Source organism: Streptomyces sp. NPDC001599, assembly GCF_042893535.1.
In the GTDB taxonomy this organism is placed as follows: domain Bacteria; phylum Actinomycetota; class Actinomycetes; order Streptomycetales; family Streptomycetaceae; genus Streptomyces.
In genome coordinates this window covers 132,852-159,266 of sequence record NZ_JBIAVA010000007.1, presented here as the reverse complement: position 1 = coordinate 159,266, position 26,415 = coordinate 132,852, and the positions used below count along the sequence as shown (strand labels likewise).

Annotated in this window: 20 protein-coding genes and 3 pseudogenes; 10 read left to right on the top strand and 13 right to left on the bottom strand. The window is 69.7% G+C overall.

What is annotated here, in order from left to right:
- Positions 1 to 115: 115 nt before the first annotated feature.
- Together ACFYZ3_RS19615 and ACFYZ3_RS19610 are read right to left on the bottom strand one after the other, a co-directional pair.
- On the bottom strand, positions 116 to 652 hold the full coding sequence (locus ACFYZ3_RS19615) for a DUF2617 family protein (RefSeq protein ID WP_388519097.1): 537 nt from the start codon (positions 650 to 652) through the stop codon (positions 116 to 118).
- 891 nt (positions 653 to 1,543) lie between these two features.
- Entirely contained in the window at positions 1,544 to 1,855 is a 312-nt protein-coding gene (locus tag ACFYZ3_RS19610) for a tyrosine-type recombinase/integrase (RefSeq protein ID WP_388519611.1), read from the bottom strand.
- A 9-nt stretch (positions 1,856 to 1,864) separates the two neighbouring features.
- On the opposite strand from ACFYZ3_RS19610, the pseudogene ACFYZ3_RS19605 reads away from it, so the two are divergent.
- A pseudogene (locus ACFYZ3_RS19605) lies at positions 1,865 to 1,969 on the top strand (GntR family transcriptional regulator); the annotation flags it as partial.
- A gap of 31 nt (positions 1,970 to 2,000) precedes the next feature.
- Positions 2,001 to 2,267: pseudogene (locus ACFYZ3_RS19600) on the top strand (GNAT family N-acetyltransferase); the annotation flags it as partial.
- 52 nt (positions 2,268 to 2,319) lie between these two features.
- Here the strand turns inward: ACFYZ3_RS19600 and ACFYZ3_RS19595 are convergent.
- Positions 2,320 to 2,730 (bottom strand): carboxymuconolactone decarboxylase family protein, encoded by a 411-nt coding sequence (locus tag ACFYZ3_RS19595; RefSeq protein ID WP_003975062.1) that lies wholly within the window; start codon positions 2,728 to 2,730, stop codon positions 2,320 to 2,322.
- Between the two features lie 282 nt (positions 2,731 to 3,012).
- On the opposite strand from ACFYZ3_RS19595, the gene ACFYZ3_RS19590 reads away from it, so the two are divergent.
- Both ACFYZ3_RS19590 and ACFYZ3_RS19585 read left to right on the top strand, forming a co-directional pair.
- Positions 3,013 to 3,345 (top strand): hypothetical protein, encoded by a 333-nt coding sequence (locus ACFYZ3_RS19590; protein ID WP_388519094.1) that lies wholly within the window; start codon positions 3,013 to 3,015, stop codon positions 3,343 to 3,345.
- A 532-nt stretch (positions 3,346 to 3,877) separates the two neighbouring features.
- The gene (locus tag ACFYZ3_RS19585; RefSeq protein WP_388519092.1) at positions 3,878 to 5,068 is read left to right on the top strand and encodes a pyridoxal phosphate-dependent aminotransferase; all 1,191 of its coding nucleotides are present in this window, start codon (positions 3,878 to 3,880) and stop codon (positions 5,066 to 5,068) included.
- A gap of 76 nt (positions 5,069 to 5,144) precedes the next feature.
- Here the strand turns inward: ACFYZ3_RS19585 and ACFYZ3_RS19580 are convergent, their stop codons facing one another.
- From ACFYZ3_RS19580 to ACFYZ3_RS19570, 3 genes are all read right to left on the bottom strand, one after another.
- Positions 5,145 to 5,681, bottom strand: coding sequence for a YbjN domain-containing protein (locus ACFYZ3_RS19580; protein ID WP_164418319.1), 537 nt, complete (start codon positions 5,679 to 5,681; stop codon positions 5,145 to 5,147).
- Between the two features lie 172 nt (positions 5,682 to 5,853).
- A complete protein-coding gene (gene clpB / locus ACFYZ3_RS19575) occupies positions 5,854 to 8,451 on the bottom strand; it encodes an ATP-dependent chaperone ClpB (protein ID WP_388519089.1) in 2,598 nt (865 codons plus the stop codon).
- Between the two features lie 282 nt (positions 8,452 to 8,733).
- Complete coding sequence (locus ACFYZ3_RS19570) at positions 8,734 to 9,069, bottom strand: hypothetical protein (RefSeq protein WP_003975277.1); 336 nt, start codon at positions 9,067 to 9,069, stop codon at positions 8,734 to 8,736.
- A gap of 252 nt (positions 9,070 to 9,321) precedes the next feature.
- Here ACFYZ3_RS19570 and ACFYZ3_RS19565 point away from each other — a divergent pair, with 252 nt between their 5' ends.
- Both ACFYZ3_RS19565 and ACFYZ3_RS19560 read left to right on the top strand, forming a co-directional pair.
- The gene (locus tag ACFYZ3_RS19565) at positions 9,322 to 10,335 is read left to right on the top strand and encodes a helix-turn-helix transcriptional regulator (protein ID WP_388519086.1); all 1,014 of its coding nucleotides are present in this window, start codon (positions 9,322 to 9,324) and stop codon (positions 10,333 to 10,335) included.
- Positions 10,336 to 10,360: 25 nt separating this feature from the next.
- Positions 10,361 to 11,344 (top strand): LuxR C-terminal-related transcriptional regulator, encoded by a 984-nt coding sequence (locus ACFYZ3_RS19560; protein WP_388519083.1) that lies wholly within the window; start codon positions 10,361 to 10,363, stop codon positions 11,342 to 11,344.
- Here the strand turns inward: ACFYZ3_RS19560 and ACFYZ3_RS19555 are convergent.
- The 6 genes from ACFYZ3_RS19555 to dnaK all read right to left on the bottom strand — a co-directional run bounded on the left by ACFYZ3_RS19555 (position 11,307) and on the right by dnaK (position 18,060).
- Entirely contained in the window at positions 11,307 to 12,344 is a 1,038-nt protein-coding gene (locus ACFYZ3_RS19555; RefSeq protein WP_388519080.1) for a LuxR C-terminal-related transcriptional regulator, read from the bottom strand. The two genes, ACFYZ3_RS19560 and ACFYZ3_RS19555, sit on opposite strands and share 38 nt — an antisense overlap.
- Positions 12,345 to 12,500: 156 nt before the next feature.
- Entirely contained in the window at positions 12,501 to 13,619 is a 1,119-nt protein-coding gene (locus ACFYZ3_RS19550) for a sugar ABC transporter substrate-binding protein (protein WP_388519077.1), read from the bottom strand.
- Positions 13,620 to 13,823: 204 nt separating this feature from the next.
- Entirely contained in the window at positions 13,824 to 14,279 is a 456-nt protein-coding gene (locus ACFYZ3_RS19545; RefSeq protein ID WP_059299450.1) for a heat shock protein transcriptional repressor HspR, read from the bottom strand.
- A 5-nt stretch (positions 14,280 to 14,284) separates the two neighbouring features.
- Positions 14,285 to 15,484, bottom strand: a complete 1,200-nt coding sequence (gene dnaJ, locus ACFYZ3_RS19540; protein WP_356868454.1) for a molecular chaperone DnaJ — start codon at positions 15,482 to 15,484, stop codon at positions 14,285 to 14,287.
- Between the two features lie 42 nt (positions 15,485 to 15,526).
- Positions 15,527 to 16,204 carry a nucleotide exchange factor GrpE gene (gene grpE / locus ACFYZ3_RS19535; protein WP_388519072.1) on the bottom strand — a complete coding sequence of 226 codons (678 nt, stop codon included), beginning with the start codon at positions 16,202 to 16,204 and terminating at the stop codon, positions 15,527 to 15,529.
- Complete coding sequence (gene dnaK, locus ACFYZ3_RS19530) at positions 16,201 to 18,060, bottom strand: molecular chaperone DnaK (protein ID WP_388519070.1); 1,860 nt, start codon at positions 18,058 to 18,060, stop codon at positions 16,201 to 16,203. The genes grpE and dnaK overlap by 4 nt, the downstream gene beginning before the upstream one ends.
- Before the next feature lie 378 nt (positions 18,061 to 18,438).
- Between dnaK and ACFYZ3_RS19525 the strand changes: the two genes are divergently transcribed.
- The 4 genes from ACFYZ3_RS19525 to ACFYZ3_RS19510 all read left to right on the top strand — a co-directional run bounded on the left by ACFYZ3_RS19525 (position 18,439) and on the right by ACFYZ3_RS19510 (position 24,933).
- Complete coding sequence (locus tag ACFYZ3_RS19525) at positions 18,439 to 20,721, top strand: heterodisulfide reductase-related iron-sulfur binding cluster (RefSeq protein WP_388519067.1); 2,283 nt, start codon at positions 18,439 to 18,441, stop codon at positions 20,719 to 20,721.
- Positions 20,722 to 20,855: 134 nt separating this feature from the next.
- Entirely contained in the window at positions 20,856 to 22,187 is a 1,332-nt protein-coding gene (locus ACFYZ3_RS19520; protein WP_388519064.1) for an FG-GAP repeat domain-containing protein, read from the top strand.
- Between the two features lie 71 nt (positions 22,188 to 22,258).
- A complete protein-coding gene (locus ACFYZ3_RS19515; protein WP_388519061.1) occupies positions 22,259 to 23,296 on the top strand; it encodes a Yip1 family protein in 1,038 nt (345 codons plus the stop codon).
- 203 nt (positions 23,297 to 23,499) lie between these two features.
- Positions 23,500 to 24,933: a recombinase family protein gene (locus ACFYZ3_RS19510; protein ID WP_388519059.1), complete on the top strand. Its 1,434-nt coding sequence runs from the start codon at positions 23,500 to 23,502 to the stop codon at positions 24,931 to 24,933.
- Between the two features lie 3 nt (positions 24,934 to 24,936).
- Here the strand turns inward: ACFYZ3_RS19510 and ACFYZ3_RS19505 are convergent.
- Positions 24,937 to 25,839, bottom strand: a pseudogene (locus tag ACFYZ3_RS19505) (replication initiator); the annotation flags it as partial.
- Positions 25,840 to 26,415: the final 576 nt, after the last annotated feature.

The window sequence follows — 26,415 nt, the reverse complement described above, 5'->3', positions numbered from 1 at the left end:
ACTCCAGCACTGCGCTTCGTCACCCACACGTGTGAAACTCAGGGCTGGTCGGGCACCGCAGGTTTATTCGGTTCTCTTCGGTGCCCGCCCGCTCACACCCGCCGGTGCCGCCCGCTCACACCGCAGTCGGGCTGAGCCGCGCCGTCGGCACCCGCACGCCCACCCGCGTCCGGGTCGCCACCAACTGGCCGTCCTGCGGATAGGCGTGCCAGGTCCGCCAGTGCACCTGCCCCTCGTGCCGCTGGGCCAGCAGCGCGGTGAAGGCGTGCGGGCTGCCGGGGAAGACACCGGCCAGGCCGTGCGGGTGGTCGGAGACCAGGGCCAGCAGTTCCTGGGCACGGCCGGCGAAGGATCCCGGCGTCAGCACCTCGACGCGGGCGGCGAACTCGTACTCCCAGTCGCCCACCCGCTTGGCGACGCCCAGGGGCAGGGGGGTGCTGCTGCCGGGGATGCACGCCACCGTCTCCGAGCAGCTGCCCCGCTCCTCCTCGAGCAGGACTTGGTGGGAGGCGCCGAGCAGCCTCAACTGAAGTCTGGCGTCCGTCAGTTCGACGTCGAGACAGGCGAGCGCGGGCAGCGGCTCGCGGCCCAGGGCCCAGGCCAGGTCAGCGGCGCGTGTGTCGGTGTAGGCGGTGTTCAGGGTCGTGAGCATGGATCGGCTCCGCAAGCACACAAGGAGAGGAAGGTGTGGGGCCTGCGCATCCGTGGCACTGCCGGGGATGCGGCCCGCTCAGCCCAGTCGGCCGGTCAGGAGGGGGGTCAACAGGTCGTCCGAGGAGCTGCGTTGGTGAGGGAGAGCGAATCATGAACGATGGCGCCGCCACAGCGTTTTTACCCAACTTCGTGACGTTTCCATCCCTCAGGGGGCTCCACAGCTCAACTGTTCAACCCGGGCGCACACCCCGCCCGTACGGAGTGCGCCGGGCGTGGGAGCGCCCACCGGGAGTGTGACCCGGCGGGCGCTCGTGGTGGGGACGCGGGGCCCGGCCCAGGAGCGGGCCCCGTGCAGGGGATGCGGTTCCCCCTGTGCAAAGGCTCAGCTGCCCCGTGTCAGCCGCCGCCTCCGCCGCATCCGCCGCCCCCTCCCCCGCAGGACGACCCGCCTCCGCAGGACGAGCCGCCACCGCAGGAGTGGCCCGAGTGGTGGCCGCCGGAGGACGAACCGCCCCCGTCACCGGCCCACCAGCTGTTGGTGCCGCCGCCGCTGCCACTGCCGCCGCCCGAGCTGGACCAGGGCCTGCTCCGCCCGGTGCGCGAGGCGCGCCGACTCACCGAGATTCCCCTGATCAACAGGGCTGCGACCAAGATCAGAACTATGCCTGTGACCATGGCTCCACCCTCCTTCCGTTCCCGGGCCCGCGCCCGGAAGTCCCCCGAAGCAGTCCCCCGTCGGACGCCTCGCTGCCTGTCGGTGAACGGGAGATGCCCCCCGCCGCCACGCCCCAAAGCAGAGTTGAGGAAGTTCTGAGGGTCCCTGAACGGGATTGGCCCCTGACCTGCACCGGAGTGCGAGTCAGGGGCCGTTGGCGCCTTGCTGGGCCGTCTATGGGCCGTCAGCGCTTGCCGGGCCGTACCGGAACACGGAGTCGATGGCCCGCCGGGCCCGTTCGCGGCTGTCGGGCATCAGGTGGGCGTACACCCGCAGGGTCATACCCGGATCAGCATGCCCCATGTACTCGCTCACGGCCTTGATGTTCGCGCCCGCGTCGAGCAGCGCCGAGGCGTAGAAGTGCCGCAGTGCGTGCATGCCGTGCTCGCGCGCCGAGTCGTACTTGCCGTCCTCCCCGCATCCGGGATGAGCCCAGCAGCGGCCAGGGCGGGCTTCCACTCCTTGCCGTTGAAGTTGCTGCGCCAGACCATGCCGGTGGGATACGCCGACGAGATCGCGACGCGGATGCCCACGCCCGAGGAGGCCCGGCTCCTGGAGATCGGCCCCGGCGTTCCGGTCATGCTCTGGACCCGCACCGGGTAGATCAGCGCACTCGGCAGCGACCAGTGGAAACCTCGGAGGCGCCCTCCTGGACTGGGCGGGAGACCGTGCCTACCGCGCAGCAGCCAAGTGGCTACGCCTCGACGCCTGGACGTCCAACACCCGATTGCAGCGCTACTGCCTCGACCAGGGCTTCCAGCACGTGAGGACCGTCCTCGAAGGCAACGCCGTCAACGGTGGCCCGCGAGTCTCAGGTTGGCTTGCCCAGGGCCCTACCCGGCCAGCAGAGCCGACCTTCACCGACGAGATGCCGAGCCCGGAACCGCTTCGCGCCTGAGCTGTTACAAGTTTCTCTACCTCATCGAGCAGACGCGGCTGACGTCGGTGCTTCAGTTCTCAGACGAGTCTGCTTCGGCGTGTTCGGCAAAGACCTCGCGTGCCACGGCGTAGCTGTCAAACGCGCGAGCGACACCCGCGTAGACGGCCATCTGGATGAAGGCTTCGACGATCTCCTCTTTGGTCACGCCATTGTGCAGAGCGATACGCAGCTGGCCCCGGAGCGGCTCGAGGATGCCCAGGCTCGCCGTAATGGTGACCGAGATGAGTGCGCGAGTGCGGAGGTCGAGATGCTCGCTGCGAGTCCATGCGTCATTGAAGGCGTGTTCGGTCGCGATCCGTGTGAAGTCGTAGGCGTTGTCAGGTTCCGTCGGCCTGGGATCGACATACGGCGCCAGGCTGAAACCAAGGATCTTCTCGGCGTTGTTCAGAGCGCGCGTGTAGTCAGCGTCGTGTTCCGTCATGGCGCCATTCTGCGCGCTGCCGACCCAAGGGCATTGGAGCGGCACGACGCTCGAATCAGTCCACTGTGTTGGGTTCGTCAAGAGTGCCCCTTTTCGCTGACACCAGTACCTGACACCAACAAGGCTGGACAGCAACAGACACCGCCGAACCTCGACGGACAGCTAGTCAAGGCTGGAGACGAGTTGGCCGACGTTCAGGGGCGCCATGATCGACCTGATAAGGATCCGGGCCGAGCCCCAAGGCCAAAGTCTAATGTCAGAGCCAGGTGGGAGCGTGCAGTCATGGACACGCTGTTTGATCTCCCCGAACCTGAGCCTGAGCAAGCCGTCATTGCTCACTACCGTCTGAGCGACGACCAGTACGGATCACCTGCGGAGCGCGAAGCCCTCTACAGCGCGGAGCGGGTCATGGGTTCCGCCGTCGAGGCGGCGGGAGTCGGCGAGGTCGACGGGAACGAGTTCGGAGGAGGCGAAGCCGTGCTGTATGCATACGGAGCGGACGCCGCGGCTCTCTTCAGGGCCATGGAGCCGATCTTGCGTAGCCTGCCCTTCAGACCGGCCCACGTCGTGTTGCGGCGGGAGTCCCGCGAATCGGAGTCCCGGGTGGACCTGTGATGCGGTACAGCAGCGAAGTACCGCAGCTACAGCAGCCGGACGCGCCCAGCAGCACGTCTGCGAGGCCTGCGGACGACATGTTTGCTCCTCAGTGACCGCTCCACACAGCGCTACGGCTCAGAAGGTAGCCGCTTCCCTGCCGAGCCCGATCGCTCCGTAACTGGTGCGAGGAGCCGCAGCGGCTGCCGGACAGTACTCAAGAGAACGGCCCCTGACCGATCCGCATGGTCAGTTGCCGTTCTCACTGCTCAGCAAGCGGAAACGGTGAGACCGAAACCGCCGTGGCATCGCTGCCGCACCCGCTCGCTGGGCAGGGACTCCCTGACCACGGGTTTCCCGAGGACCGAGCCCCTCCCCCGTGGGTGAGTCCCGGGCCGTCCCTGGGCCGTGCGAGGGGGGTCGACGTCGACCGACGATGACTGACGTCGACGGACCACCCGCAGGTCAGAGTGGGTGCCTGGAAGATCGCCGCAGGTGGCTACCGCCGAAGGTGAGTTGAGGAAGTCCGGAGCTTCGGCGCAGGATGACCGGCATGACCTCGATGAGCTCCAGCGCCCGCCCCCTCCTGAACCGCCGGCTCGCGGAGTTCGGGACGACGATCTTCGCCGAGATGTCCGCCCTGGCGGTGCGGACCGGGGCGATCAACCTCGGCCAGGGCTTCCCCGACACCGACGGCCCCGAGGAGATCCGCGAGGCCGCGGTGCGGGCACTGCGCGACGGGCGCGGCAACCAGTACCCGCCGGGGCCGGGCGTCCCCGAGCTGCGCGCCGCCGTCGCCGACCACCAGCACCGCCGCTACGGCCTGTCCTACGACCCCGACACCGAGGTCCTGGTCACCGCCGGCGCCACGGAGGCCGTCGCGGCCGCCCTGCTGGCCCTGCTGGAGCCCGGCGACGAGGTCGTCGCGCTGGAGCCGTACTACGACTCGTACGCGGCCTGCATCGCGATGGCGGGCGGCACCCGCGTGCCGGTGACCCTGCGGCCGCACGAGGGCGCGTTCCGCCTGGACCTGGACGAGCTGCGCGACGCGGTCACCGACCGCACCCGCCTGCTGCTGCTGAACACCCCGCACAACCCGACGGGCACGGTCCTGACCCGCGACGAGCTGGCCGCGATCGCCGAGCTGGCGGTGGAGCGGGACCTGCTGGTGGTGACCGACGAGGTCTACGAGCACCTGGTCTTCGACACGGCCGAGCACCTCCCCCTGGCGTCCTTCCCCGGCATGCGGGAGCGCACGGCGACCATCGGGTCGGCCGGCAAGACGTTCTCCTTCACCGGCTGGAAGGTCGGCTGGGTCACCGCCGCGCCCGCCCTGCTCACGGCGGTCCGCTCGGCCAAGCAGTACCTGACGTACGTGGCCTCGGGACCCTTCCAGTACGCGGTCGCCGAGGCGCTCGCGCTGCCGGAGTCGTACTTCACCGCCTACCGGGCGGACATGGAGGCGAGGCGGGACCTGCTGGCCGCGGGCCTGGCCGAGGCGGGCTTCGGCGTGTACCGCCCCGCCGGGACGTACTTCGTCACCACCGACATCCGCCCGCTCGGCGAGCGCGACGGCTTCGCCTTCTGCCGTTCGCTGCCCGAGCGCGCGGGCGTGGTCGCCGTCCCCAACGCGGTCTTCTACGACCACCGGGACCAGGGCGCGCCCTTCGTGCGGTTCGCGTTCTGCAAGCGGACCCCGGTGCTGGAGGAGGCCGTGCGGCGGCTCAAGACGCTTTCGGCGTGAGCCGCGCGGCAACGGGAGAGCCCGGCCCCCGCAGCGGCGGGCGCCGGGCTCTCCCGAGTGGTGCCGCGAGGGCGGACTACTCGCCGTCCTCGTCGGTCGGCTTCTCCGACTCGTTGACGTCCTGCTCCAGGCCCAACTGCTCCACGAGCCACCGGTCGAACTCGATGGCGGCCCGCACCCAGCTGACCGTCGAGGAGACGAAGTGCTCCAGGCTGACGCCCATGCCGATCAGCATCTGCGCCTCGCCGATCAGGCGGACCGTGCCGTCGTCGTGGGTGTGGGAGTACACCTTGGGCCACAGGGTGCGCCGGTTCCAGTCGTCGACCGACTCGAGCAGCTGCGGCTTCTCGTCGATCTGGTGGGGCCGGTCGTAGAACGTCCGCACCGAGAAGACCTGCTGGTCACCCTCGCCGCGGAACATGAAGTACGTACGGAACTGCTCCCACGGCGCCGCGAGGTCACCCTCGTCGTCGACGACGTACTTCAGCTCCATCTGTTCGAGGAGCTGCTTCACAAGATCCTGATCCGGGACGACGGGGCCCGCCGGTCCTTGGGGCTGCGGCTCGGGCTGCTTGCCCCCGAAGTTCGGAATCGAGGACGGGTCGATGCTCACCGTGTATTTCCCTTCGTACGGATCCGGCCATCCTCCCCCATGCGGGGAGGGGCGTGGCAAGCCCGTCGGGGGCCTGTCAGCCCTGGGCTGACTTGATCCGGCCAGTCGGGTACCCGCTCGGGGCCCCGGCAACCCGAGGGGACGGGTCACCGGGGCGGTGCCGCGCGGCCGGCTACAGCGTCTTGCCGCTCGCCGGACCCACGATCAGGGCGTCGCCGAAGCGGTCCACGCGGACCGTGTCGCCGTCCTTGATCTCGCCGGAGAGGATCTCCCGGGCGAGCCGGTCGCCGATCGCGGTCTGGACGAGGCGGCGCAGCGGGCGGGCGCCGTAGGCCGGATCGTTGCCCTCCTCGGCCAGCCAGGCCAGGGCCTCGTCGGTGACCTCCAGGGCGAGGCGGCGTTCGGCGAGCCGACGGGCCAGGCCGTTGATCTGGAGCCGCGCGATCCGGCTCAGCTCCTCCTTGCTGAGGGCCGAGAAGACCACCAGGTCGTCGAGCCGGTTGAGGAACTCCGGCTTGAAGGAGGACCGGACCACCTCCAGGACCTGCTGCTTCTTCTCCGCCTCGCCGGTCGTCGGGTCGACCAGGTACTGGCTGCCCAGGTTGGAGGTGAGCACCAGGATGGTGTTGCGGAAGTCGACGGTGCGGCCCTGGCCGTCGGTGAGGCGGCCGTCGTCCAGCACCTGGAGCAGGATGTCGAAGACCTCGGGGTGCGCCTTCTCCACCTCGTCGAGCAGCACGACGGTGTACGGCCGCCGCCGCACGGCCTCGGTGAGCTGGCCGCCCTCCTCGTAGCCGACGTATCCGGGCGGTGCGCCGACCAGCCGGGCCACGCTGTGCTTCTCGCTGTACTCGGACATGTCGATGCGGACCATGGCCCGCTCGTCGTCGAAGAGGAAGTCGGCGAGCGCCTTGGCCAGCTCGGTCTTGCCGACGCCGGTGGGGCCGAGGAAGAGGAAGGAACCGGTGGGGCGGTCCGGGTCGGCGATCCCGGCGCGGGAGCGCCGTACGGAGTCGGAGACGGCGCGTACGGCCTCGGTCTGGCCGATGAGCCGCTTGCCCAGCTCGTCCTCCATGCGCAGGAGCTTCTGCGTCTCGCCCTCCAGGAGGCGCCCGGCGGGGATGCCGGTCCAGGAGGCGACGACGTCGGCGATGTCGTCGGCGCCGACCTCCTCCTTGACCATGGTGTCCCGGGCGACCTCTTCCTCGGCCTCGGAGGCGGCCTCCAGGTCGCGCTCCAGGGTGGGGATCTCGCCGTACAGCAGCTTGCTGGCGGTGTCGAAGTCGCCGTCGCGCTGGGCGCGCTCGGCCTGCCCGCGCAGTTCGTCGAGCTTCTCCTTCAGCTCGCCGACCCGGTTGAGGGACTGCTTCTCCTTCTCCCAGCGGGCGGTGAGGCCGCGCAGCTCCTCCTCCTTGTCGGCGAGGTCGCGCCGCAGCCGCTCCAGGCGCTCCAGGGAGGCGGCGTCGGTCTCCTTGCCGATCGCCAGCTCCTCCATCTTCAGCCGGTCGACGGAGCGCTGGAGTTCGTCGATCTCGACGGGCGAGGAGTCGATCTCCATGCGCAGCCGGGAGGCGGCCTCGTCGACGAGGTCGATGGCCTTGTCGGGCAGGAAGCGGGAGGTGATGTACCGGTCGGACAGGCTCGCGGCGGCCACCAGCGCGCTGTCGGCGATCTGCACCTTGTGGTGGGCCTCGTAGCGGCCCTTGAGCCCGCGCAGGATGGCGATGGAGTCCTCGACGGTCGGCTCGGCGACCAGCACCTGCTGGAAGCGCCGCTCCAGGGCCGGGTCCTTCTCGATCCGCTCCCGGTACTCGTCGAGGGTGGTGGCACCCACCATGCGCAGCTCGCCACGGGCCAGCATGGGCTTGAGCATGTTCCCGGCGTCCATGGCGGAGTCACCGCCGGCGCCGGCGCCGACGACGGTGTGCAGCTCGTCGATGAAGGTGACGACCTGCCCGTCGGAGTCCTTGATCTCGGCGAGTACGGTCTTCAGCCGCTCCTCGAACTCACCGCGGTACTTCGCCCCGGCGACCATGGCCCCCAGGTCGAGCGCGACCAGCCGCTTGTCCTTCAGCGACTCGGGCACGTCCCCCTTGACGATCCGCTGGGCGAGTCCTTCGACGACGGCGGTCTTGCCGACGCCGGGCTCGCCGATGAGGACGGGGTTGTTCTTGGTCCGCCGGCTGAGCACCTGGACCACCCGCCGGATCTCCTGGTCCCGCCCGATGACGGGGTCGAGCTTCCCGTCCCGTGCGGCGGCGGTGAGGTCGGTACCGAACTTCTCCAGGGCCTTGTACTGGCCCTCGGGGTCGGCGGTGGTCACGCGACGCCCTCCCCTGGCCTTGCGGAAGGCCTCCTGCAGCTTCTTCGCACTGGCTCCCTGCCCCTCCAGTACCTCTCCGGCCGCGCCGCCCTTCGCGGCGATGCCGAGGAGCAGGTGCTCGGTGGAGAGGTACTCGTCCCCGAGTTCCTTGGCGCGTGCCTGGGCGTCGGCGACCACGGCGAGCATCTCACGGCTGGGTTGCGGGGGTGCGACGGTGGACCCGGTCACGCTGGGCAGCCCGGCGACGATGCGCTCGGCGCCGGTGCGGACCGCGGCGAGGTCGGCCTCGACGGCGGCGAGCAGGTCGGTGATGTTCTCGTTGTCCTGCCCCTGGAGCAGGGCCAGGAGCAGGTGGGCGGGGGTGAGGTCGGCGTTTCCCTCGGTCACGGCCCGGTTGCTGGCCGCGTTGATCGCGTCCCGGCTCCGGTTGGTCAGCTCGGCGTCCACGTTCTGGCTCTCCTCCTCGTGTCAGTGCTGACTCATTCAGCGTACACAAAGTTGAGTCCATTCCACTCAAGGCGGATGGCACACGTCTCCCTCGAAGACGCCAGGGTGGTCGCCCGGGGAGGCGGGGCCACGTCGCACGAGTGCCTTTTCGGCCAGCCGTGGAACCGGCCACTGTCGCGAGATGTCCGCACATGCGACAGCGGCGTCACCGTGTTCAGGTCACGGTGACGCCGCTGCCGGGGGGAAGCACCTGAGCGATTGTGTTACGACGGGGGAATCGCGTCAGGCACTGCGGGGGGTGGCCGAGATGGTCCTCACTTCGGGGATCTCCGGCTGCTCGAGCCGGTGGTCCCGCTGGTCCAGGTTCACAAAGATCATTCCGTACCGGATGGCGCACCGAACGGGCTGCGGCGCCCCCCGAGGCCGCCGCAGACACCGGTACGCACGCACGTCGCCGTCCTCGTCCAGCGTGACGACGACCGGCTCGCCGAAGACGGTCACCATCAGCGAGTCACCGGCGTGCGGTATCGCGGTGACCAGGTCGATGAAGTGCCAGCCGGAGCGGTAGGCGGTGGCCATTTCACGACGGAAGGAGCGGTCGTCGGGTGGCGTGGTCACTTCAGCCCCCCGAGTTCGCAACGCCCGATGGCCAGTGACTGTCCGCCCGAACATCGCCTTCCGTATCGGAGTGAAAGCTCAGCGCTCCGAAAATGGCGGCGGCGAAGAGGGCGCCAGCAAGCACCGAGCGAACCAGTCTGTTGCGCATGGTCGGCTTCGTCCTCACTCGTAAGTCTCCTCTTCCCCCGTCAGATAAGACGATGGCTCATTCCAACACCTCATGGCCACACAATCGGTGCATCATGTTCCTGCATGTTCAGGACCCTGGGGGGTGGAGATTTGGTGGCAAATCAGACTAAGGCGTCGCATCCCCATGCGGTGACCGAACTGTGCGACGAAGGTACCCGGCTCTACGCGAACGCCCTACGCACAGGACGGATCGCGAGGGCGGACGTGGAATCCGCTCCGTGCCTGATGGAACTCGCGCTGATACACCCGGATCCGGACGATGCCGACTGGTTGCGCCCCGTGCCCCCGTCCGCCGCTCTGGCTCAGCGCCTGCACCCCATCGAGCGGGAGATCACGGACCGGCGGCGGCTCTCGATCGAGCTGGCGGACGCGTTCGAACCCTTCATGGCCATCGGCACGCAGCCGGCGAGGAGCGAGCACTCCATCACGGTGCTGGAGGGCGGTGACCGCATCAACTCGGCCCTCAACCTGGCCACCACCCAGTGCCAGGCGGAGATGCTCACGGTACAGCCGAGTGACGACCGGTTCTCCGAACGCAGCCTCACCCAGGGACTCGAGCGGGACAAGCCACTGACGGAGCGCGGTGTGCGGATCCGCACGCTCTACCAGCACACGGCCCGGTACAGCCCACAGAAGATCGCCTACGTCGCCCAGCTGTCCAACGGCAAGGCGGAGTACCGCACGATCGACGAGGTGGTGGAGCGCCTCATCGTCTGCGACGAGACCGTGGCGTTCATCCCGACCCGCGACGACCAGCAGGTCGCCCTCGAAATCCGTAATCCCGGCCTGGTCCGTTACCTCATCAAGGTCTTCGAGTTCATGTGGAGCCGGTCCGTGCCGCTGAACGCCGGCGCGCCCTACGAACCCGCACCGGGTGGTATCACCGACATCCAGTACTCCATTGCCAAGCTGCTGGTCGAGGGACATGTCGACGAGGCCATCGCCCGGCGCCTGGGCATGAACGTGCGCACGTGCCGGGCGCACATAGCCAAGCTGGCCCAGGCCCTCGGCAGCGGCAGCCGCGCCCAGCTCGGCTTCCTCATTGCCCAGTCCGGGATCCTGGAGAAGGATCACTGATCCCAGTCGACGAAGAGAGTCACACGTGACCCCAGAGGTGCATCACCACGGAGCGGAGGAGCTGTGTGACGCGGGCCTGGAGCTCTACGCCCGCGCACTGCGGGAGGGACACCTTCCCAGCGCCGCGGCGGCGACCGCACCCTGCCTGATCGACAACGGCATCCTCCACCCCGCCGTCGACGACCTGGACCGCCTGGAGCCCGTGCCGCCCACCGTGGTGCTGCAACGCCTGCTCCGGTCCTCGGAGGACCGCATCGCCGACGAGAGGCGGCGCGGGCAGCGGATGGCCGATGTCTTCGAGCCCCTCATGCGCCTGGGCCGCCGCGATGTCCTCACCGAGGACACCCCGGCCCTCAGAATCCTCAGCAGCAAGGAGCGGACGGGCCAGGCCATCGAGGAGGCCATGGCCGAGGGCAGGGAAGAACTCCTCGCGATCCAGCCGCACGACTCGCACGTCACCAAGCGCCCCGACATCCTCGAAGGGGCCATGAAGCGGGACCAGGACTTCCTCGACCGCGGGGCCCGCGTACGGGCGTTGTACCAGCACACCATCCGCCACGCCCCCTACACACGCGCCCGCTACGAGCAGCTGACCGGCGACGTGGAGGCCCGCACCCTCGACGAGGTCACCGAACGGCTCATCATCGTCGACCGCACCGTCGCCTTCATCCCCGCCAGTGCCGACCGTACGCTCGCCCTCGAGGTCCGGCACCCCGCCCTCATCGCCTACTTCGTCAACATCTTCGACCGGCTGTGGCACCTCGCCACCCCCATGCACCCCCAGGCCGTCCACCAGCCCACGCTCAACGGCATCACCCCCCGCCAACGCGCCATAGCGGCCCTGCTCATCGAGGGCCACACCGACTCCGACATCGCCGACCGCCTCGGCATGAACGTCCGTACGGCACGCGTCCACATCGCCAAACTCGCCGCCACCCTCGGCAGCGAGAGCCGGGCTCAGCTCGGGTACCTCATCGGGCAGTCGGGGATTCTCGGTCAGGAAGGATGACGGGGGACGGAGCACGGCGCGGGGAGCCGTCCAGGCCGGCCTGGGCTATGCGGACGCCCAACTGCGTGCGGCTCGCCGCGCCCAGGGTCTCCGAGAGCCGGGCGATGTGCGCGCGGGCCGTGCGGACGCTGATGCCGAGGCGTTCCGCGATCACCGCGTCCTGGTGGCCCTCCGCGAGGAGCGCCGCGATGGACTGCTCGCGGTGGGAGATGCCCTCGATGCCGGTGTCGGGGAGGGGGGCGGTCAGGGGGATGGCGAGGCGCCACAGGCGTTCGAAGACCGTGACCAGGTAGGAGATCAGGGCGGGGTGGCGCAGCTCCAGGGCCATCGTGCGGTCGGTGTTGGCGGGGATGAAGGCGACGGTGCGGTCGAAGAGGATGAGGCGGTCGATGACCTCGTCCAGGGTGCGGGCCTCCACCGCGTCGCCCATCAGCTCCAGGTAGTTGAGCAGACCCTGCCCGTGCCGGGCCACGTGCGTGTACAGGTCCCGCATCCGCACCCCGCGCCCGCGCAGCGCCAGCGCCCGGTGCAGGCCCTCGGACAGCTCGTGCTCACGCCGGATGCCGCCGGGCTGGACGGTGAGCACCTCGGTCGTACAGGCCTGTGTCGCCTCGTCCATCGCGGCCTGGATGCGGGACAGCCCGTCGAGGACCCGGATCGCCGTGCTCTCCGTGCCGGCCGGGGTCCGGAGCAGCCTGCCGAGCCCCGCGTACCACTCGAAGGCCTCCACGGCCGAGCCCACCCGCCGCTGGCTGGCGCTGACCTCGTCGTGGACCCCGCGCAGCAGCCGCGTCATGACCTCCTGCGGGGAGGTCGGCACCAGCCAGTCCATGTCGTCGGGGTCGGGGTGCAGCAGGGCCAGTTCCAGGAGGCAGGGGACCGGCTCGGCGTCCTGGCGCGGCACCCGGCCGCGCCGGACCGCCCGGGAGTACACGCGGTCCCCGGCCGCGCACAGCCGCTCGGCCCCGTGGGGGTGCTCCTGAGCCCCGTGCCCGGCCATCGCCCATCCCACCCCCGGTTCCGGCTCTTCCGCAGCGCAACTATGCGCGGCCGGGACCGGCTCCGCAACAAGGCTCCGCCGCGGACGGAGGCCGAAAAGAGCCGGTTGCGGGCGGAACGCCCGGTCACAGCGGAACCGGGCCGACACGCGGGCCGTCTACTTCAGACCGAGCTCCGCGCACGCGTCCTCGTACTTGGCGGTGCAGATGTCGGTGACCTTGTAGAAGCCGTCCGCGACGACCGTCTCCTCGATGTTGGCCTTGGTGAGGGCGACGACGGGGACGAGCTGGGCGGGGACGCCCTTGTGGGTGGGGCTGTCGACCTTGTCGCGGGCGAGCGCGTCGAACTGGATGTCCCGGCCCTGGACCCGCGCCACGGCCATCTCCGCAGCGTTCTCCGCCTCCTGCGGGTAGGACTTGTACACGCTCATGTACTGCTCGCCGGTGACGATCCGCTGGACCGCCGCGAGTTCCGCGTCCTGGCCGGTGATCGGCGGCAGGTCGGTGACGCCCGCGTCCTCCAGGGCCTTGATGATGCCGCCCGCCATGCCGTCGTTGGCGGAGTAGACGCCCGCGATGTTCTTCTTGCCGATCTTCTCGATCGCCTCGTTCATGTTCGCCTCGGCGTTCTCCGGCTTCCAGTCCTTGGTGTCGAAGGACTGGGCGATCGTCACCTTGCCGTTCAGCTCCGACAGCGCGCCCGCCTTGAACTGCTTGGCGTTCGGGTCGGTGGACGAGCCGTTCATCATGACGATCTTCTCGGTGCTCTCCGGGTCGCCGCCGAGCGCCTCGATGAGCGAACGGCCCTGGACCTCGCCGACCAGCTCGTTGTCGAAGGAGATGTAGGCGTCGATCGGGCCCTCGGCCAGCCGGTCGTAGGCGATGACGGGGATGCCCGCGTCCTTGGCCTTCTGCACGCCGTCCGCGATGGCGTGCGCGTCGACCGCGTCCAGCACGATCACGTCGACCTTGTCCTCGATCATCTGCTGCATCTGGTCGGCCTGCTTGGTGGCGCTGGCCTCGGCGTTGGCGTACTTGACGATGCCCTCGTCACGCGTCAGCTCGCCGACCTTCTTCTTGAAGAAGGGGTAGTCGAACTGCTCGTAGCGCGTGTTCTCCTTCTCCGGCAGCAGCAGTCCGACCAGGAGGTCGTTGCCCTTGGTCGGGCTGGCGTCGTCGCTGCTCTCCGAGGCGCCCAGCATGCCGCAGGAGGCCAGCGAGAAGGTCATCAGGGACGCGGCCACGGATATGGCTGTTCGACGGGCACGGCTGCTCACTGCGCTAGACCTTCCGACACACGGGCGTAGTTGCTATCCAGGTGACCCAGGTGACCCCGGTGAAGAGAGCCAACGCTGTCTTCACCAAATCGTCAAGAAGTACTAGACCAATGAGACAGCACCGTTGTGAACCAGCCCCGGAGGACGCGGTGGTCCTCCGGGGCCGATGGTGTCGTTTTCTCTTGTGCCGACTGCCTGCCGGGATCAGTCCGAGGACTGGCCGTGGCGCTTGGGCCGCCAGACCACCAGGGCGCTGGTCTGCTGTACCTCTTGGTAAGGGACCAGGTCACGGCGGTACGACGCGTGCACCGCGGCCTCGCGCTGGCGCATCGCCGTGGCCGCCCCGTCGAGGGCGGCGGCCAGCTCGGCGGCGCGGGCCTGGAGCTCGGCGACCTGGTTCTCCAGTTCGATGATGCGCTTGATTCCGGCCAGGTTGATGCCCTCGTCCTGCGACAACTGCTGGACCTGCCGGAGCAGTTCGATGTCGCGGGCCGAGTAGCGCCGGCCGCGGCCGGCCGTGCGGTCCGGGGAGACCAGGCCGAGGCGGTCGTACTGGCGCAGCGTCTGCGGGTGCAGACCGGAGAGCTGGGCCGCCACCGAGATGACGTAGACCGGGGTGTCCTCGGTCAGTTCGTACGGGTTGCGTCGACGACCGTCCATTCCCGTCAAGCTCCCTTCGCGGCCTGGAACAACTCCGCCCGCGGATCCTCGTCCGCGGTCGCCTCGCGATACGCCTCGAGCGCGTCACGAGCCTTCCCCGTCAGATCCTTCGGAACACTCACCTCCACGGTGACCAGGAGGTCGCCGCGGGTGCCGTCCTTGCGGACCGCGCCCTTGCCCCGGGCCCGCATGGTGCGGCCGTTGGGCGTGCCCGCCGGCAGCTTGAGCGTGACGGGCGGACCGCCCAGGGTCGGGACGCGGACCTCTCCGCCGAGGGCCGCCTCGGCGTAGGTGACCGGGACGGTGACGGTGAGGTTGTCGCCCCTGCGGCCGAAGACGGGGTGTTCCTTGACGTGCACGACCACGTACAGGTCGCCCGCCGGGCCGCCCCGCTCGCCCGGCGTGCCCTTGCCGCGCAGCCGGATGCGCTGCCCGTCCGAGACCCCGGCGGGGATACGGACCTGCATCGTCCGCGAGGACTTGGCGCGTCCGGAACCCTTGCAGACCTCGCAGGGGTCCTCGGCGATCAGGCCGCGGCCCTTGCAGTCCGGGCACGGGTCGGTGAGGGAGAAGCCGCCGCCCGAGCCCCGGGCGACCTGGCCGGTGCCGACGCAGGTCGGGCACACGCGCGGCGTGCCGTTCTTGTCGCCGGTGCCCGAACAGGCCTTGCAGGGAGCCTGCGAGGACATCCTGAGCGGCACGGTCGCGCCCTCGATGGCCTCGGTGAAGCTCAGGGTGACCTCGGACTCGATGTCCTGCCCGCGCCGCGGCTGCGTACGCGTGCCGGTGCCCGGTCCGCCGCCGGTGCGGTTGAACAGGCCGCCGAAGACGTCCCCCAGGCCGCCGCCGAAGCCGCCGGCGCCGCCCTGGCCTCCCCCGCCCTGGGCGCCGCCTCCGAAGAGGTCGCCCAGGTCGAAGTTGAAGGTGCCGCCGCCGCCCGCGCCCGGCCCCGGGCGGAAGCCGCCGTTGCCGAAGAGGGCGCGGGCCTCGTCGTACTCCTTGCGCTTCTTGGGGTCACCGAGGATGTCGTTGGCCTCGGAGATCTCCTTGAAGCGCTCCTCCGCCTTGACGTTTCCCTTGTTGGCGTCCGGGTGGTTCTCGCGGGCGAGCTTCCGGTACGCCTTCTTGATCTCGGCCTCGGTGGCGTCCTTGGGGACGCCGAGAACCTTGTAGTAGTCCTTCTCGATGAAGTCCTTCGTGCTCATCCCCGACGTCCCTCCTCTCGCGCCCTACGCGTCACTTCGAGCTCAGCCCTCGTCCGGGCCACCGCTCTCCTTGGTCCCGGCGTTGTCCTCCGCGCCGGAGGCGTCCTGTGCCTCGGCGGCGTCCTCGGCCGGCTTGACCGTCTGGGCACCCGGCTGCGGCTCGGCGACCGCCACCCGCGCGGGGCGGATGGTGCGTTCGCCGATCCGGTACCCGGGCTGCAGGATCGCCACGCAGGTCGTCTCGGTGACGTCCGGTGCGTAGGAGTGCATCAGGGCCTCGTGGATCGTCGGGTCGAAGGGCTCGCCCTCCTTGCCGAACTGCTGGAGGCCCATCTTGGCGATGACCGCCTCCAGCGACTCCGCCACGGACTTGAAGCCGCCGACGAGTTCGCCGTGGTCCCGGGCCCGACCGATGTCGTCGAGCACGGGGAGCAGCTCGGACAGGAGGTTCGCGACGGCGACCTCCTTGACCGCGACGCGGTCCCGCTCGACCCGGCGGCGGTAGTTCTGGTACTCGGCCTGGAGTCGCTGGAGGTCCGCCGTGCGCTCGTTCAGCGCGGTGCGCACCTGGTCCAGCTGGGCCACCAGGCCCGCGTTCTCGCTCGCGTCCCCGGCCGGGGCCGCCCCCTCTTCGGAGGCGGCCTGCGGCTCGGCGTCGTCAGGGGTGGCGCCGGAGGGGACGTCGGGCTTCTCGTCGAAACCCGGGGTCTCCTCCGTCACGCGGCACCGTCCTTGCGCTCGTCGTCCACGATCTCGGCGTCGACGACGTCGTCGTCGGCCTTGTCACCGGCGCCCGCGTCGGCACCGGCACCCGGGGCCTCGCCGCCGGCGGCCTGCGCGGCCTGGGCGTCGGCGTACATGGCCTGGCCCAGCTTCTGCGAGACGGCGGCGACCTTCTCGGTGGCGGTGCGGATCTCGGCGGTGTCCTCGCCCTTGAGCTTCTCCTTCAGCTCGGCGACGGACTCCTCGACCTCGGTCTTCACCTCGCCGGGGACCTTGTCCTCGTTGTCCTTGAGGAACTTCTCCGTCTGGTAGACGAGCTGCTCGCCCTGGTTGCGGGACTCGGCGGCCTCGCGGCGGGCGTGGTCCTCCTCCGCGTACTTCTCGGCCTCCTGGCGCATCCGGTCGACCTCGTCCTTCGGCAGCGAGGAGCCGCCGGTGACGGTCATCTTCTGCTCCTTGCCCGTGCCCAGGTCCTTCGCGGTCACGTGCATGATGCCGTTGGCGTCGATGTCGAAGGCGACCTCGATCTGCGGGACGCCGCGGGGCGCCGGCGGCAGACCGGTCAGCTCGAACATCCCGAGCTTCTTGTTGTACGCCGCGATCTCGCGCTCGCCCTGGTAGACCTGGATCTGCACGGAGGGCTGGTTGTCCTCGGCGGTGGTGAAGATCTCCGAGCGCTTGGTCGGGATCGTCGTGTTCCGCTCGATCAGCTTGGTCATGATGCCGCCCTTGGTCTCGATGCCGAGGGACAGCGGGGTGACGTCGAGCAGCAGGACGTCCTTGACCTCGCCCTTGAGGACACCGGCCTGGAGGGCGGCGCCGATGGCGACGACCTCGTCCGGGTTGACGCCCTTGTTGGCGTCCTTGCCGCCGGTCAGCTCCTTGACCAGCTCGGCGACGGCGGGCATACGGGTGGAGCCGCCGACGAGGACGACGTGGTCGATCTCGGACAGCTGGATGCCGGCGTCCTTGATGACGTTGTGGAACGGCGTCTTGCAGCGCTCCAGCAGGTCGGAGGTCAGCTGCTGGAACTGGGCGCGGGTGAGCTTCTCGTCCAGGTGCAGCGGGCCCTCGGCGGAGGCCGTGATGTACGGGAGGTTGATCGTGGTCTCGGTGGACGAGGACAGCTCGATCTTCGCCTTCTCGGCGGCCTCGCGCAGGCGCTGGAGCGCCATCTTGTCCTTGGCCAGGTCCACGCCGTGCCCGGACTGGAACTGCTTGACCAGGTAGTCGACGACGCGCTGGTCCCAGTCGTCGCCACCGAGGTTGTTGTCACCGTTGGTGGCCTTGACCTCGACGACGCCGTCGCCGATCTCCAGGAGCGAGACGTCGAACGTACCGCCACCGAGGTCGAAGACCAGGATGACCTGCTCGTCCTTGTCGAGGCCGTACGCCAGCGCGGCGGCGGTCGGCTCGTTGACGATGCGCAGGACGTTGAGGCCCGCGATCTCACCGGCCTCCTTGGTGGCCTGGCGCTCGGCGTCGTTGAAGTACGCCGGGACGGTGATGACCGCGTCGGTCACCTTCTCGCCCAGGTAGGACTCGGCGTCCCGCTTCAGCTTCTGCAGCACGAAGGCGCTGATCTGCTGCGGGTTGAAGTCCTTGCCGTCCAGGTTGACCTTCCAGTCGGTGCCCATGTGGCGCTTGACCGAGCGGATGGTCCTGTCGACGTTCGTGACCGCCTGGCGCTTGGCCACCTCGCCGACGAGCACCTCGCCGTTCTTGGCGAAGGCGACGACGGACGGCGTGGTCCTGGCGCCCTCGGCGTTGGTGATGACGGTGGGCTCGCCGCCCTCCAGAACGCTGACGACGGAGTTAGTCGTGCCCAGGTCGATGCCGACCGCACGTGCCATGGTGAATAACCTCCAGCTGACTTGAGTGGAACAGGCTCAAGTGTGCATGACGCCCGGCGATGGGTCAACAGAGGTGAGTCGAGCCGACTCAACTCTTATCCGTTCCTTACACGCAACGGCGCCATGACCTGGACTTTCCTCGCACCCGCAGCCCGACGAACCGGAAAAATCGTCACCCGGAAGGACGCACCACCCGGGACTCCGGTTGCCCCGCACGGCGCGTGGGACGCGCCGGGGTCAGGGTGGCCTCAGCGACGCAGATCACCGCACGTCCGACTACAGTGCGGCGGAGGATGGGGGTACTCTCAGACGAACTGAATAAGTTACCGCTTAGTAATACCGCCCCCCTCGTAACCTCGCAGGCCCGAGGAGCCCCAAATGCAACTCGCCGCGATCATCGTGTCGCTGGTCCTGATCGTGGTCGGCGTCGCACTGTTCGGCCGCGCCGTCCTGCAGATCGTCAACTACATGCGGCTGGGCCAGCCGGTGCCGGCCGGCACGCGGACCAACGACCCCGTGGACCGCACCGTCACCGTGGTCAGGGAGTTCCTCGGCCACACCCGGATGAACCGCTGGGGCATCGTCGGGGTGGCGCACTGGTTCGTCGCGGTGGGCTTCTTCTCCCTGCTGCTGACCATCGTCAACGCCGTCGGCCAGCTCTTCCAGGCCGACTGGATCCTGCCGGTCATCGGCGACTGGGCGCCGTACAACGTCTTCGTCGAGTTCATCGGCACGATGACGGTGCTCGGCATCCTGGTCCTGATCGTGATCCGGCAGCTCAGCCACCCGCGCAAGCCGGGCCGCAAGTCCCGCTTCGGGGGCTCCAACTTCGGCCAGGCCTACTTCGTCGAGGCCGTAATCCTCATCGTCGGCGTCTGCATCTTCATGCTGCACGCGCTGGAGGGCGCCCTCCACCACGTGGACGGCTACGAGGCGTCGTTCTTCATCTCGTACCCGGTCGTCTCCGCGCTCCGGGACGCCGACCTCGGCACGCTCCAGAACCTCGTCTACTTCTTCGCCGGGCTGAAGATCGCGACCTCCTTCATCTGGATGATCACGGTCGCCCTGAAGACCGACATGGGCGTGGCCTGGCACCGCTTCCTGGCCTTCCCGAACATCTGGTTCAAGCGCGACGCGAAGGGCGGCACCGCGCTCGGCCCGCTGCTCCCGATGACCTCGGGCGGCAAGCCGATCGACTTCACCGACCCCGGCGACGACGACGTCTTCGGCGTCTCCCAGGTCGAGCAGTTCTCGTGGAAGGGCCTGCTGGACTTCTCCACCTGCACCGAGTGCGGCCGCTGCCAGTCGCAGTGCCCCGCCTGGAACACCGGCAAGCCGCTCTCCCCCAAGCTCCTGATCATGTCCCTGCGCGACCACGCGCACGCCAAGGCCCCCTACCTGCTGGCCGGCGGCGGCAAGACGATGGAGGGCGAGGAGAAGGCGTCCGAGGAGCAGCTGGCGGGCGTGCCCGCTGCGGCCCTGGCGGAGGCCGAGCGGCCGCTGATCGGCACCGCCGAGGAGAACGGCGTCATCGACCCGGACGTCCTGTGGTCCTGCACCACCTGCGGCGCCTGCGTCGAGCAGTGCCCCGTCGACATCGAGCACGTCGACCACATCGTCGACATGCGCCGCTACCAGGTGATGATCGAGTCGGCGTTCCCGTCCGAGGCGGGCACGATGCTCAAGAACCTGGAGAAGAAGGGCAACCCCTGGGGCCTGGCGAAGAAGCAGCGCCTGGAGTGGCTCAACGAGCTGGACTTCGAGGTCCCGGTCGTCGGCAAGGACATCGAGGACCTCACCGAGGTCGAGTACCTCTACTGGGTCGGCTGCGCCGGCGCCCTGGAGGACCGCGCCAAGAAGACGACGAAGGCCTTCGCCGAACTCCTCCACATCGCGGGCGTCAAGTTCGCGATCATGGGCGGCGACGAGAAGTGCACCGGCGACTCCGCCCGCCGCCTCGGCAACGAGCCCCTCTTCCAGGAGCTGGGCATGGAGAACGTCATGTCCCTCAACGCCGCCTTCGGCGAGGAGATGGACGAGGACGGCAAGGTGGTGCCCGAGTCGGCGAAGCCGAAGTCGGCCAAGAAGATCGTCGCCACCTGCCCGCACTGCCTCAACACCCTCGGCAACGAGTACCCGCAGCTCGGCGGCGACTACGAGGTCGTCCACCACACCCAGCTGCTCCAGCACCTGGTGGACGAGGGCAAGCTGGTCCCGGTCACCCCGGTCGAGGGCATCATCACCTACCACGACCCCTGCTACCTGGGCCGCCACAACAAGATCTACACCCCGCCGCGCGAGATCATCGCCGCCGTCCCGGGCGTCCGGAACGAGGAGATGCACCGCCACAAGGAGCGCGGCTTCTGCTGCGGCGCCGGCGGCGCGCGGATGTGGATGGAGGAGCGGATCGGCAAGCGCATCAACAACGAGCGCGTCGACGAGGCCCTCTCCGTCAACCCGGACATCGTCTCCACCGCCTGCCCCTTCTGCCTCGTCATGCTGACGGACTCCGTCAACGGCAAGAAGAACGACGGCAAGGCCAAGGAGTCCATCCAGGTCGTCGACGTCGCCCAGCTCCTGCTGGACTCCGTCAAGACCCCGGCCGACCCGACCGGCGAGCCGGAGCCGGAGACCGAACCCACGCCGGAGCCGGTGAAGTAGCCGCCGCTCACCCGCTCGACCGACACCCCCTGGTTCCGCCCGAACCCGGGGGTGTCGCCGTATGTCGAACGCGTGCATGATTACCCGGTCGTTGTCGGTGCTGGTGGTACGGGTAGACACGGACGAGGTGAACGGTGCGACGCCTGCGAAGAAGCACCCTGACGGGCACGGCCGCCGTCGGCTGCCTGCTGCTGCTCGCCGCCTGCGGCCACGGCCCGGCCCCCGCGGCCGAGGACGCCGCCGCGCCCACCCCCGTACGCGCCGCCCAGGCCCCCGCCCCGCTCCCCGTCCCGCAGGGCAAGGGCAGCGAGGTGCCCGACGACTTCAACGGCGACGGCCACCGCGACCTGGTCCTCGACAACCTGGTCACGGCGGAGACCCACACGGACGACGCGGGCATCGGCATCGTCTACGGCTCACCCCACGGACTGGTGCCGGGAGCCCGGCAGTTGCTCACGCCGAAGAAGTACGCGGCGCCGACCGACGGCCAGTTGCCGGCCGTCTTCGAGGCGGAGGCGAGCTGCGACCTCGACGGCGACGGCTTCACCGACCTGGTGGTCACCACCGACCCGCCCTACGACGGCCAGGGCCGCCCCCCGGTCCCGCTCCAGCTCCTCTTCGGCTCCCCGTCGGGACCGACCGGCCGCGCCGTCCCGCTGACCATCCCCGACAAGGCCCGCTACGGCAACGACTGGCCCGAGCGCCCGGTGTGCGGCGACTTCGACGGCGACGGCGCCCAGGACCTGGTCGTCCACGCCTCCGCCGGCCGCCTCAGCCACCTGCGCGGCCCCTTCACCCGCGAGGGCACCCCGCGCCGGGCCGGCGCGGCCCTCCCGTCCCCCGGCGAAGCACCGGCCGGCCCCGCCGCCGACGTGAACCGCGACGGATACGACGACCTCGTCGTCCGCGTCTCCGCGGGCCCCGGCAAGGCGGCCCTCGTCCTGGGCGGCCCCGACGGCCCGGCCCGCACCGGGGCCACCCTCCCCACCGGCGTCGACATCGCCCTGGGCGCCTTCGGCAAGGGCAAGGCGCTGGACGCGGCGGTGGGCACCCCGGACGGCACCGCGCTGCGCTACGACCTCCCCACCGCGGCTGGGGGTACCTCCCATGCATCAGGCAGTGGGGGAGGCACCCTCGGCACCCCGGGCTCGATGCTCGACGCCGCCGACTTCGACGGCGACGGCCTGAGCGAGCTGGTCTCCAGCGGCTCCGGAGTACGGGTGTACCCCGGCCGCGAGACGGGCCCCACGACACGGGGCGCGGTCACGGTACGGCCCGCGGCGACGGGCACGACACGGGTGCTGACGGCCGGCGACTTCGACGGCGACGGCCTGGCGGACCTCGTGCTGCGCACCTCCCAGGGCGACACGAAGGACTCCGTCGAGGTCCACCGGGGCGCGGCGAAGGACCTGGTGACGGCACGGGCCGCGGTCACGTTCTCGACGGCGCAGTTCCTGACCCCGTAGGGGACCGGCGGACGGACGCGTCGGGTCCGCCGGTCGGGCCTCGGGGACGCCTCGGGGAGCACCCGTAAGGGATGTCACAGCTCGGCAGCAAAGGGCCCCCCGAATGGCCGGGCCCCGCACGTCACTCTCCGGGACCAGGTACGTTCGAAGGCGTGGCTGGATTCAGGATCGGACGCGGCCGGGACAACGGCGCTCCAAACGCGCGACCGCAACGCCCCCCGTACGGACAGCAGGCGCCCCAGGGACCGCCGTACGGCGGCCCGGCGACGCCTCAGCAGCCGTACCCGCAGCCGCCGTACGGCGGCGGTGGCGCCCCCGCGCCCGGCGGCTCCCCGTGGCCCCAGGCACACGGCGGCGGTCACCCCGGACAGGGCGGGCACGGCGAGCCGGAGTACTTCGGCGACGGCGGCTACGGACAGGGCGGCCCCGGCGGTCACCCCCAGCAGGCCCCGTACGACCCGTACGCGGCCAACAACCCGGGCCACACCCAGGCGTTCACGGTCGACGACCCCTACAACCAGGGCGACACCTACCGCGCCGGCACCGCCCCGGCCCCCGGCCCGGTCGGCCCCCGCCTGCACTGGAAGGACCTCCTGAAGGGCGTGGTCCTCGCGCCCAACCAGACCTTCCTCCAGATGCGGGACTACGCGATGTGGGCCCCGGCGCTCATCGTGACGTTCCTCTACGGCCTGCTGGCGGTCTTCGGCTTCGACGGCGCCCGCGAGGAGGCGATCAACGCCACCCTCTCCAACGCGATCCCGATCGTCCTGACCACGGCGGTCGCGCTGGTGCTGAGCGCCTTCGTCCTGGGCGTGGTCACCCACACCCTGGCCCGCCAGCTCGGCGGCGACGGCGCCTGGCAGCCCACGGTCGGCCTCTCCATGCTGATCATGTCCCTCACGGACGCCCCGCGCCTGGTCGTCGCGATGTTCGCCGGCGGCGACGCGCCCTTCGTCCAGATCCTCGGCTGGGCCACCTGGGTCGCGGCCGGCGCCCTGCTCACCCTGATGGTCAGCCGCTCCCACGACCTGCCCTGGCCGAAGGCGCTGGGCGCGTCCGCGATCCAGCTGATCGCGCTGCTGTCGATCGTCAAGCTGGGCACGTTCTAGTCGCAGGCATGCGGAAGGGCCCCGGCGTGTGCGTCACGCCGGGGCCCTTCGCGTCGCCGCGGCCCCCGTCAGCCGGTCCGTCCGGTCAGGCGTCGAGGACCTGTCCCTGTCGCCGTACGACGGGCGGTTGAACGCTCTGGGCTGACTTGACTCGATGACGGTAGTAGTCTGGCCCTGCTCAGGAGGCAGGGGGAGGGCCGACCGTGGCACGCAAGGTAGGGGTCTACACCCGGATTTCTCGGGACGACGAGGGCGAGTCTCTGGGTGTCGCCAGGCAGCAGCAGGACTGCGAACGCCTCGCGGATCTCCGGTCGTGGCAGGTCGTGAAGACCTACGAGGACAACGACGTATCGGCGTTCAAGCGCAACGTCGTGCGCGATGAGTTCGAGCTGATGCTGAGAGACCTCCGTGCCGGTCTCATCGACGGCATCGTGGCCTACGACCTGGACCGCCTCGCCCGACAGCCGCGGGACCTTGAGCGTCTGATCGAGATCTTCGACGAGCGTCCCCGCCTGGAGTTCGCCACCGTCACGAACGACATCAACCTTGGCTCTCCGGACGGCCGCACCATGGCCCGCATCATGGTCGCGTTCGCCAACAAGTCGTCGCACGACGCATCACGCCGGATCAAGCGCAAGCACCTGGAATTGGCTCAGCAGGGCAAGGACAGCGGCGGGCCGGCACCGTACGGCTGGAGCAAGGACGACCGCACCAAGGTCGACCCGAAGGCCGCCGAGGCCATCCGCGAGGCGCAGCGCGAAGTCCTCGCCGGCGTCCGCATCGGAACCATCCGGACCCGGTGGCAGCAACAGGGCTTGGGCAACCCGCGCGCAGGCACCAAGCGCATGGCCCACCACCACGTCGAGCAGATCCTGACCAATCCCAGGCTGGTCGGCTACCGGACGTACCACGGTGAAATCCTGGTCGGCGAGGACGGCGAGCCGGTCAAGGGCAACTGGGAGCGGATCAACACCCTGGAAGAGTGGGAAGCCGTCTGCGCGGCCGTCGCCGAGCGGAAGCAGAAGCATCCCGGCAAGTCCCTCGCCCGTAAGTACCTGCTCTCGGGCATTGCCCGGTGCGGACTATGCAAGACGAAGATCCGAGGGCAGATCAACAACCGCTGGCAGCCAGGCTCGAACGCCGCGAAATACACGTACCAGTGCTCCGTGGTGAACGGCGGATGCGGCAAGGTCGGACGGGTTGGAGAGCCCGTCGACAGGCTCATAGTCCAACTCGCACTCGAAGAACAGCGCGCGCGAGCAGCAGTAACTGCCGTCCCGGCCGATCAGCAGTGGCCGCGCGAGGACGAGTTGCAGCAGGTCTCCCAAGACATCGCTCAACTCGTGGATGCCGAACGCTCGAAACAGATCACGGTGGCCACCCTCTTGCAGCTCTTGCCGGCCAAAGAGCGGCTGCGCGACGAACTCAAACTGGAGCGGGCCCGCTTCTACAAGGAGCAGAAGCAGGCCGAGGCCAAAAGCGACGCGGCGAACCTGACCGTCGAAGAGTTCTTTGCGCTGCCGGTGGAGCGCCAGCAGGAGATCGTGTTGCACAGCCTCTCAGCCGTGATCATTCACCCGGCCGGACGAGGACGCCGGAAGTTCGACCCGAGTCTGATCGAACCCGTCTGGCGGTGACGATCAGGCGCGCCCCTGCAACACGAGGGCGCGGCCGCGGCGGATGTTGGCGGCGAGCCAGGACTCGCCGGGGGTGTGGCCGTGGCCGGCGTAGGTCCAGTGGGCGAGGGTGAGCGTGGTGGCGTCCTCGTCGTCGGGGTCGGGCAGGCCGAGGGCTGCGCGTTGCTGGGCTGCGCGGTAGTCGGCGCGGGTCTGGCGCAGTTCGCCGAGGGTGGTCGAGTAGCGGCGGGACTTGGTGGAGAAGTGGCCGCGGAAGCCGAGCATGTGAGCCCGGTCGCGCAGCTTGCGGTCCGGATAGAGCGCGTGCAGGTCAAGGCAAGCGGCGATGAGCCGGGCGGGGTGGTCCGGGACGCCGAGCAGGACGAGGGCGTCTTTGCTGCCGATGCGGCGGTCTACGGTGCCGGTGGTCTCGGCCGCCTTCGTGGCGTACTTCGCGACGTAGGAGGCCACGGCCTGTTCGGTGATGTCCTCGCCTTCGCCGAAGGCCCGGATGGGGCGCACGTCGAGCTGTGTGCCCCACCGCAGGGTGCGGGCGGGCTGGTCCCTGGACGCGGGCACGTCGACTTCCACGCGGGCGGCGGCATGAATCGCGTCGGTGAGCAGGTCGAGGGTCGCCCACGCCGGCGGGGCATCGTCAGGCCCGTCCGGACCGTCGAAGCGGACCACGGCATGGAAGTGCACGGCGCCGCGCTTTTGGTACTCGGCGACCTTGCCGAACGAGACCCGGGACTGCTCCTTCGCGTCCTTCTGGGTGAGTCCGGTGCGCTTGGCGATCTCGCGGCGCAGGTAGATCGTGAAGTAGCGCCACAGCTCGGAGGCATGGTTGTTCCACAACACCGCGCCCGCGTAGTCGTACGTGTCGGGGTCAAGCCCCGGCTGCGCTCCGCTCCGCCGGGCGCGCTTCCCGGCTCCGCTCCGGGCGCCGCTCCTGCCTTCGGCCCGCTCCGCCCGCGCTGCGCCGACGCGCGCCCACATGTGGATAGGGCCGGAAGCCATGAGTCGATCACCGCATAGAACGGGGCGCGGTCAAAGACGATGCCTCCGGCGGGGGATCGGCCGGCACCGGGGGGAGGGGGCGCCGTCGCCGACCGCGAGTCCGTTGGGGCGTGCGTGGGGTGCTCCACCTGGACGCCCTGAACCACGCCCGCTCCACGGTGTGTGGGTCGACGGCGGACGGGATGGGAGCTGGGGTAGGTGGTGGTGAGGTAGGGCATACAGGCGCACCTTCATTCTGCTGGCCAGCGACAAGCACATCACAGTGCCTGGCGCAACAAGCAGCGACCATCGCGCATCTGCGCAGGTCACGGGGCATATCTCGCAACGAGGAGGCGTCCCAGGACCACTGGGGGCCAGCTAGGACCACTGACATCAGCGAGCTATAGTCTGGACAGCACGCCCATGAAAGTGGGAACTCCACTTTCACCGTGACGGCAAAACGTCACAGTGGACGCGCAAGTACGGGCTCCGAGCAGAGGAGCCCGG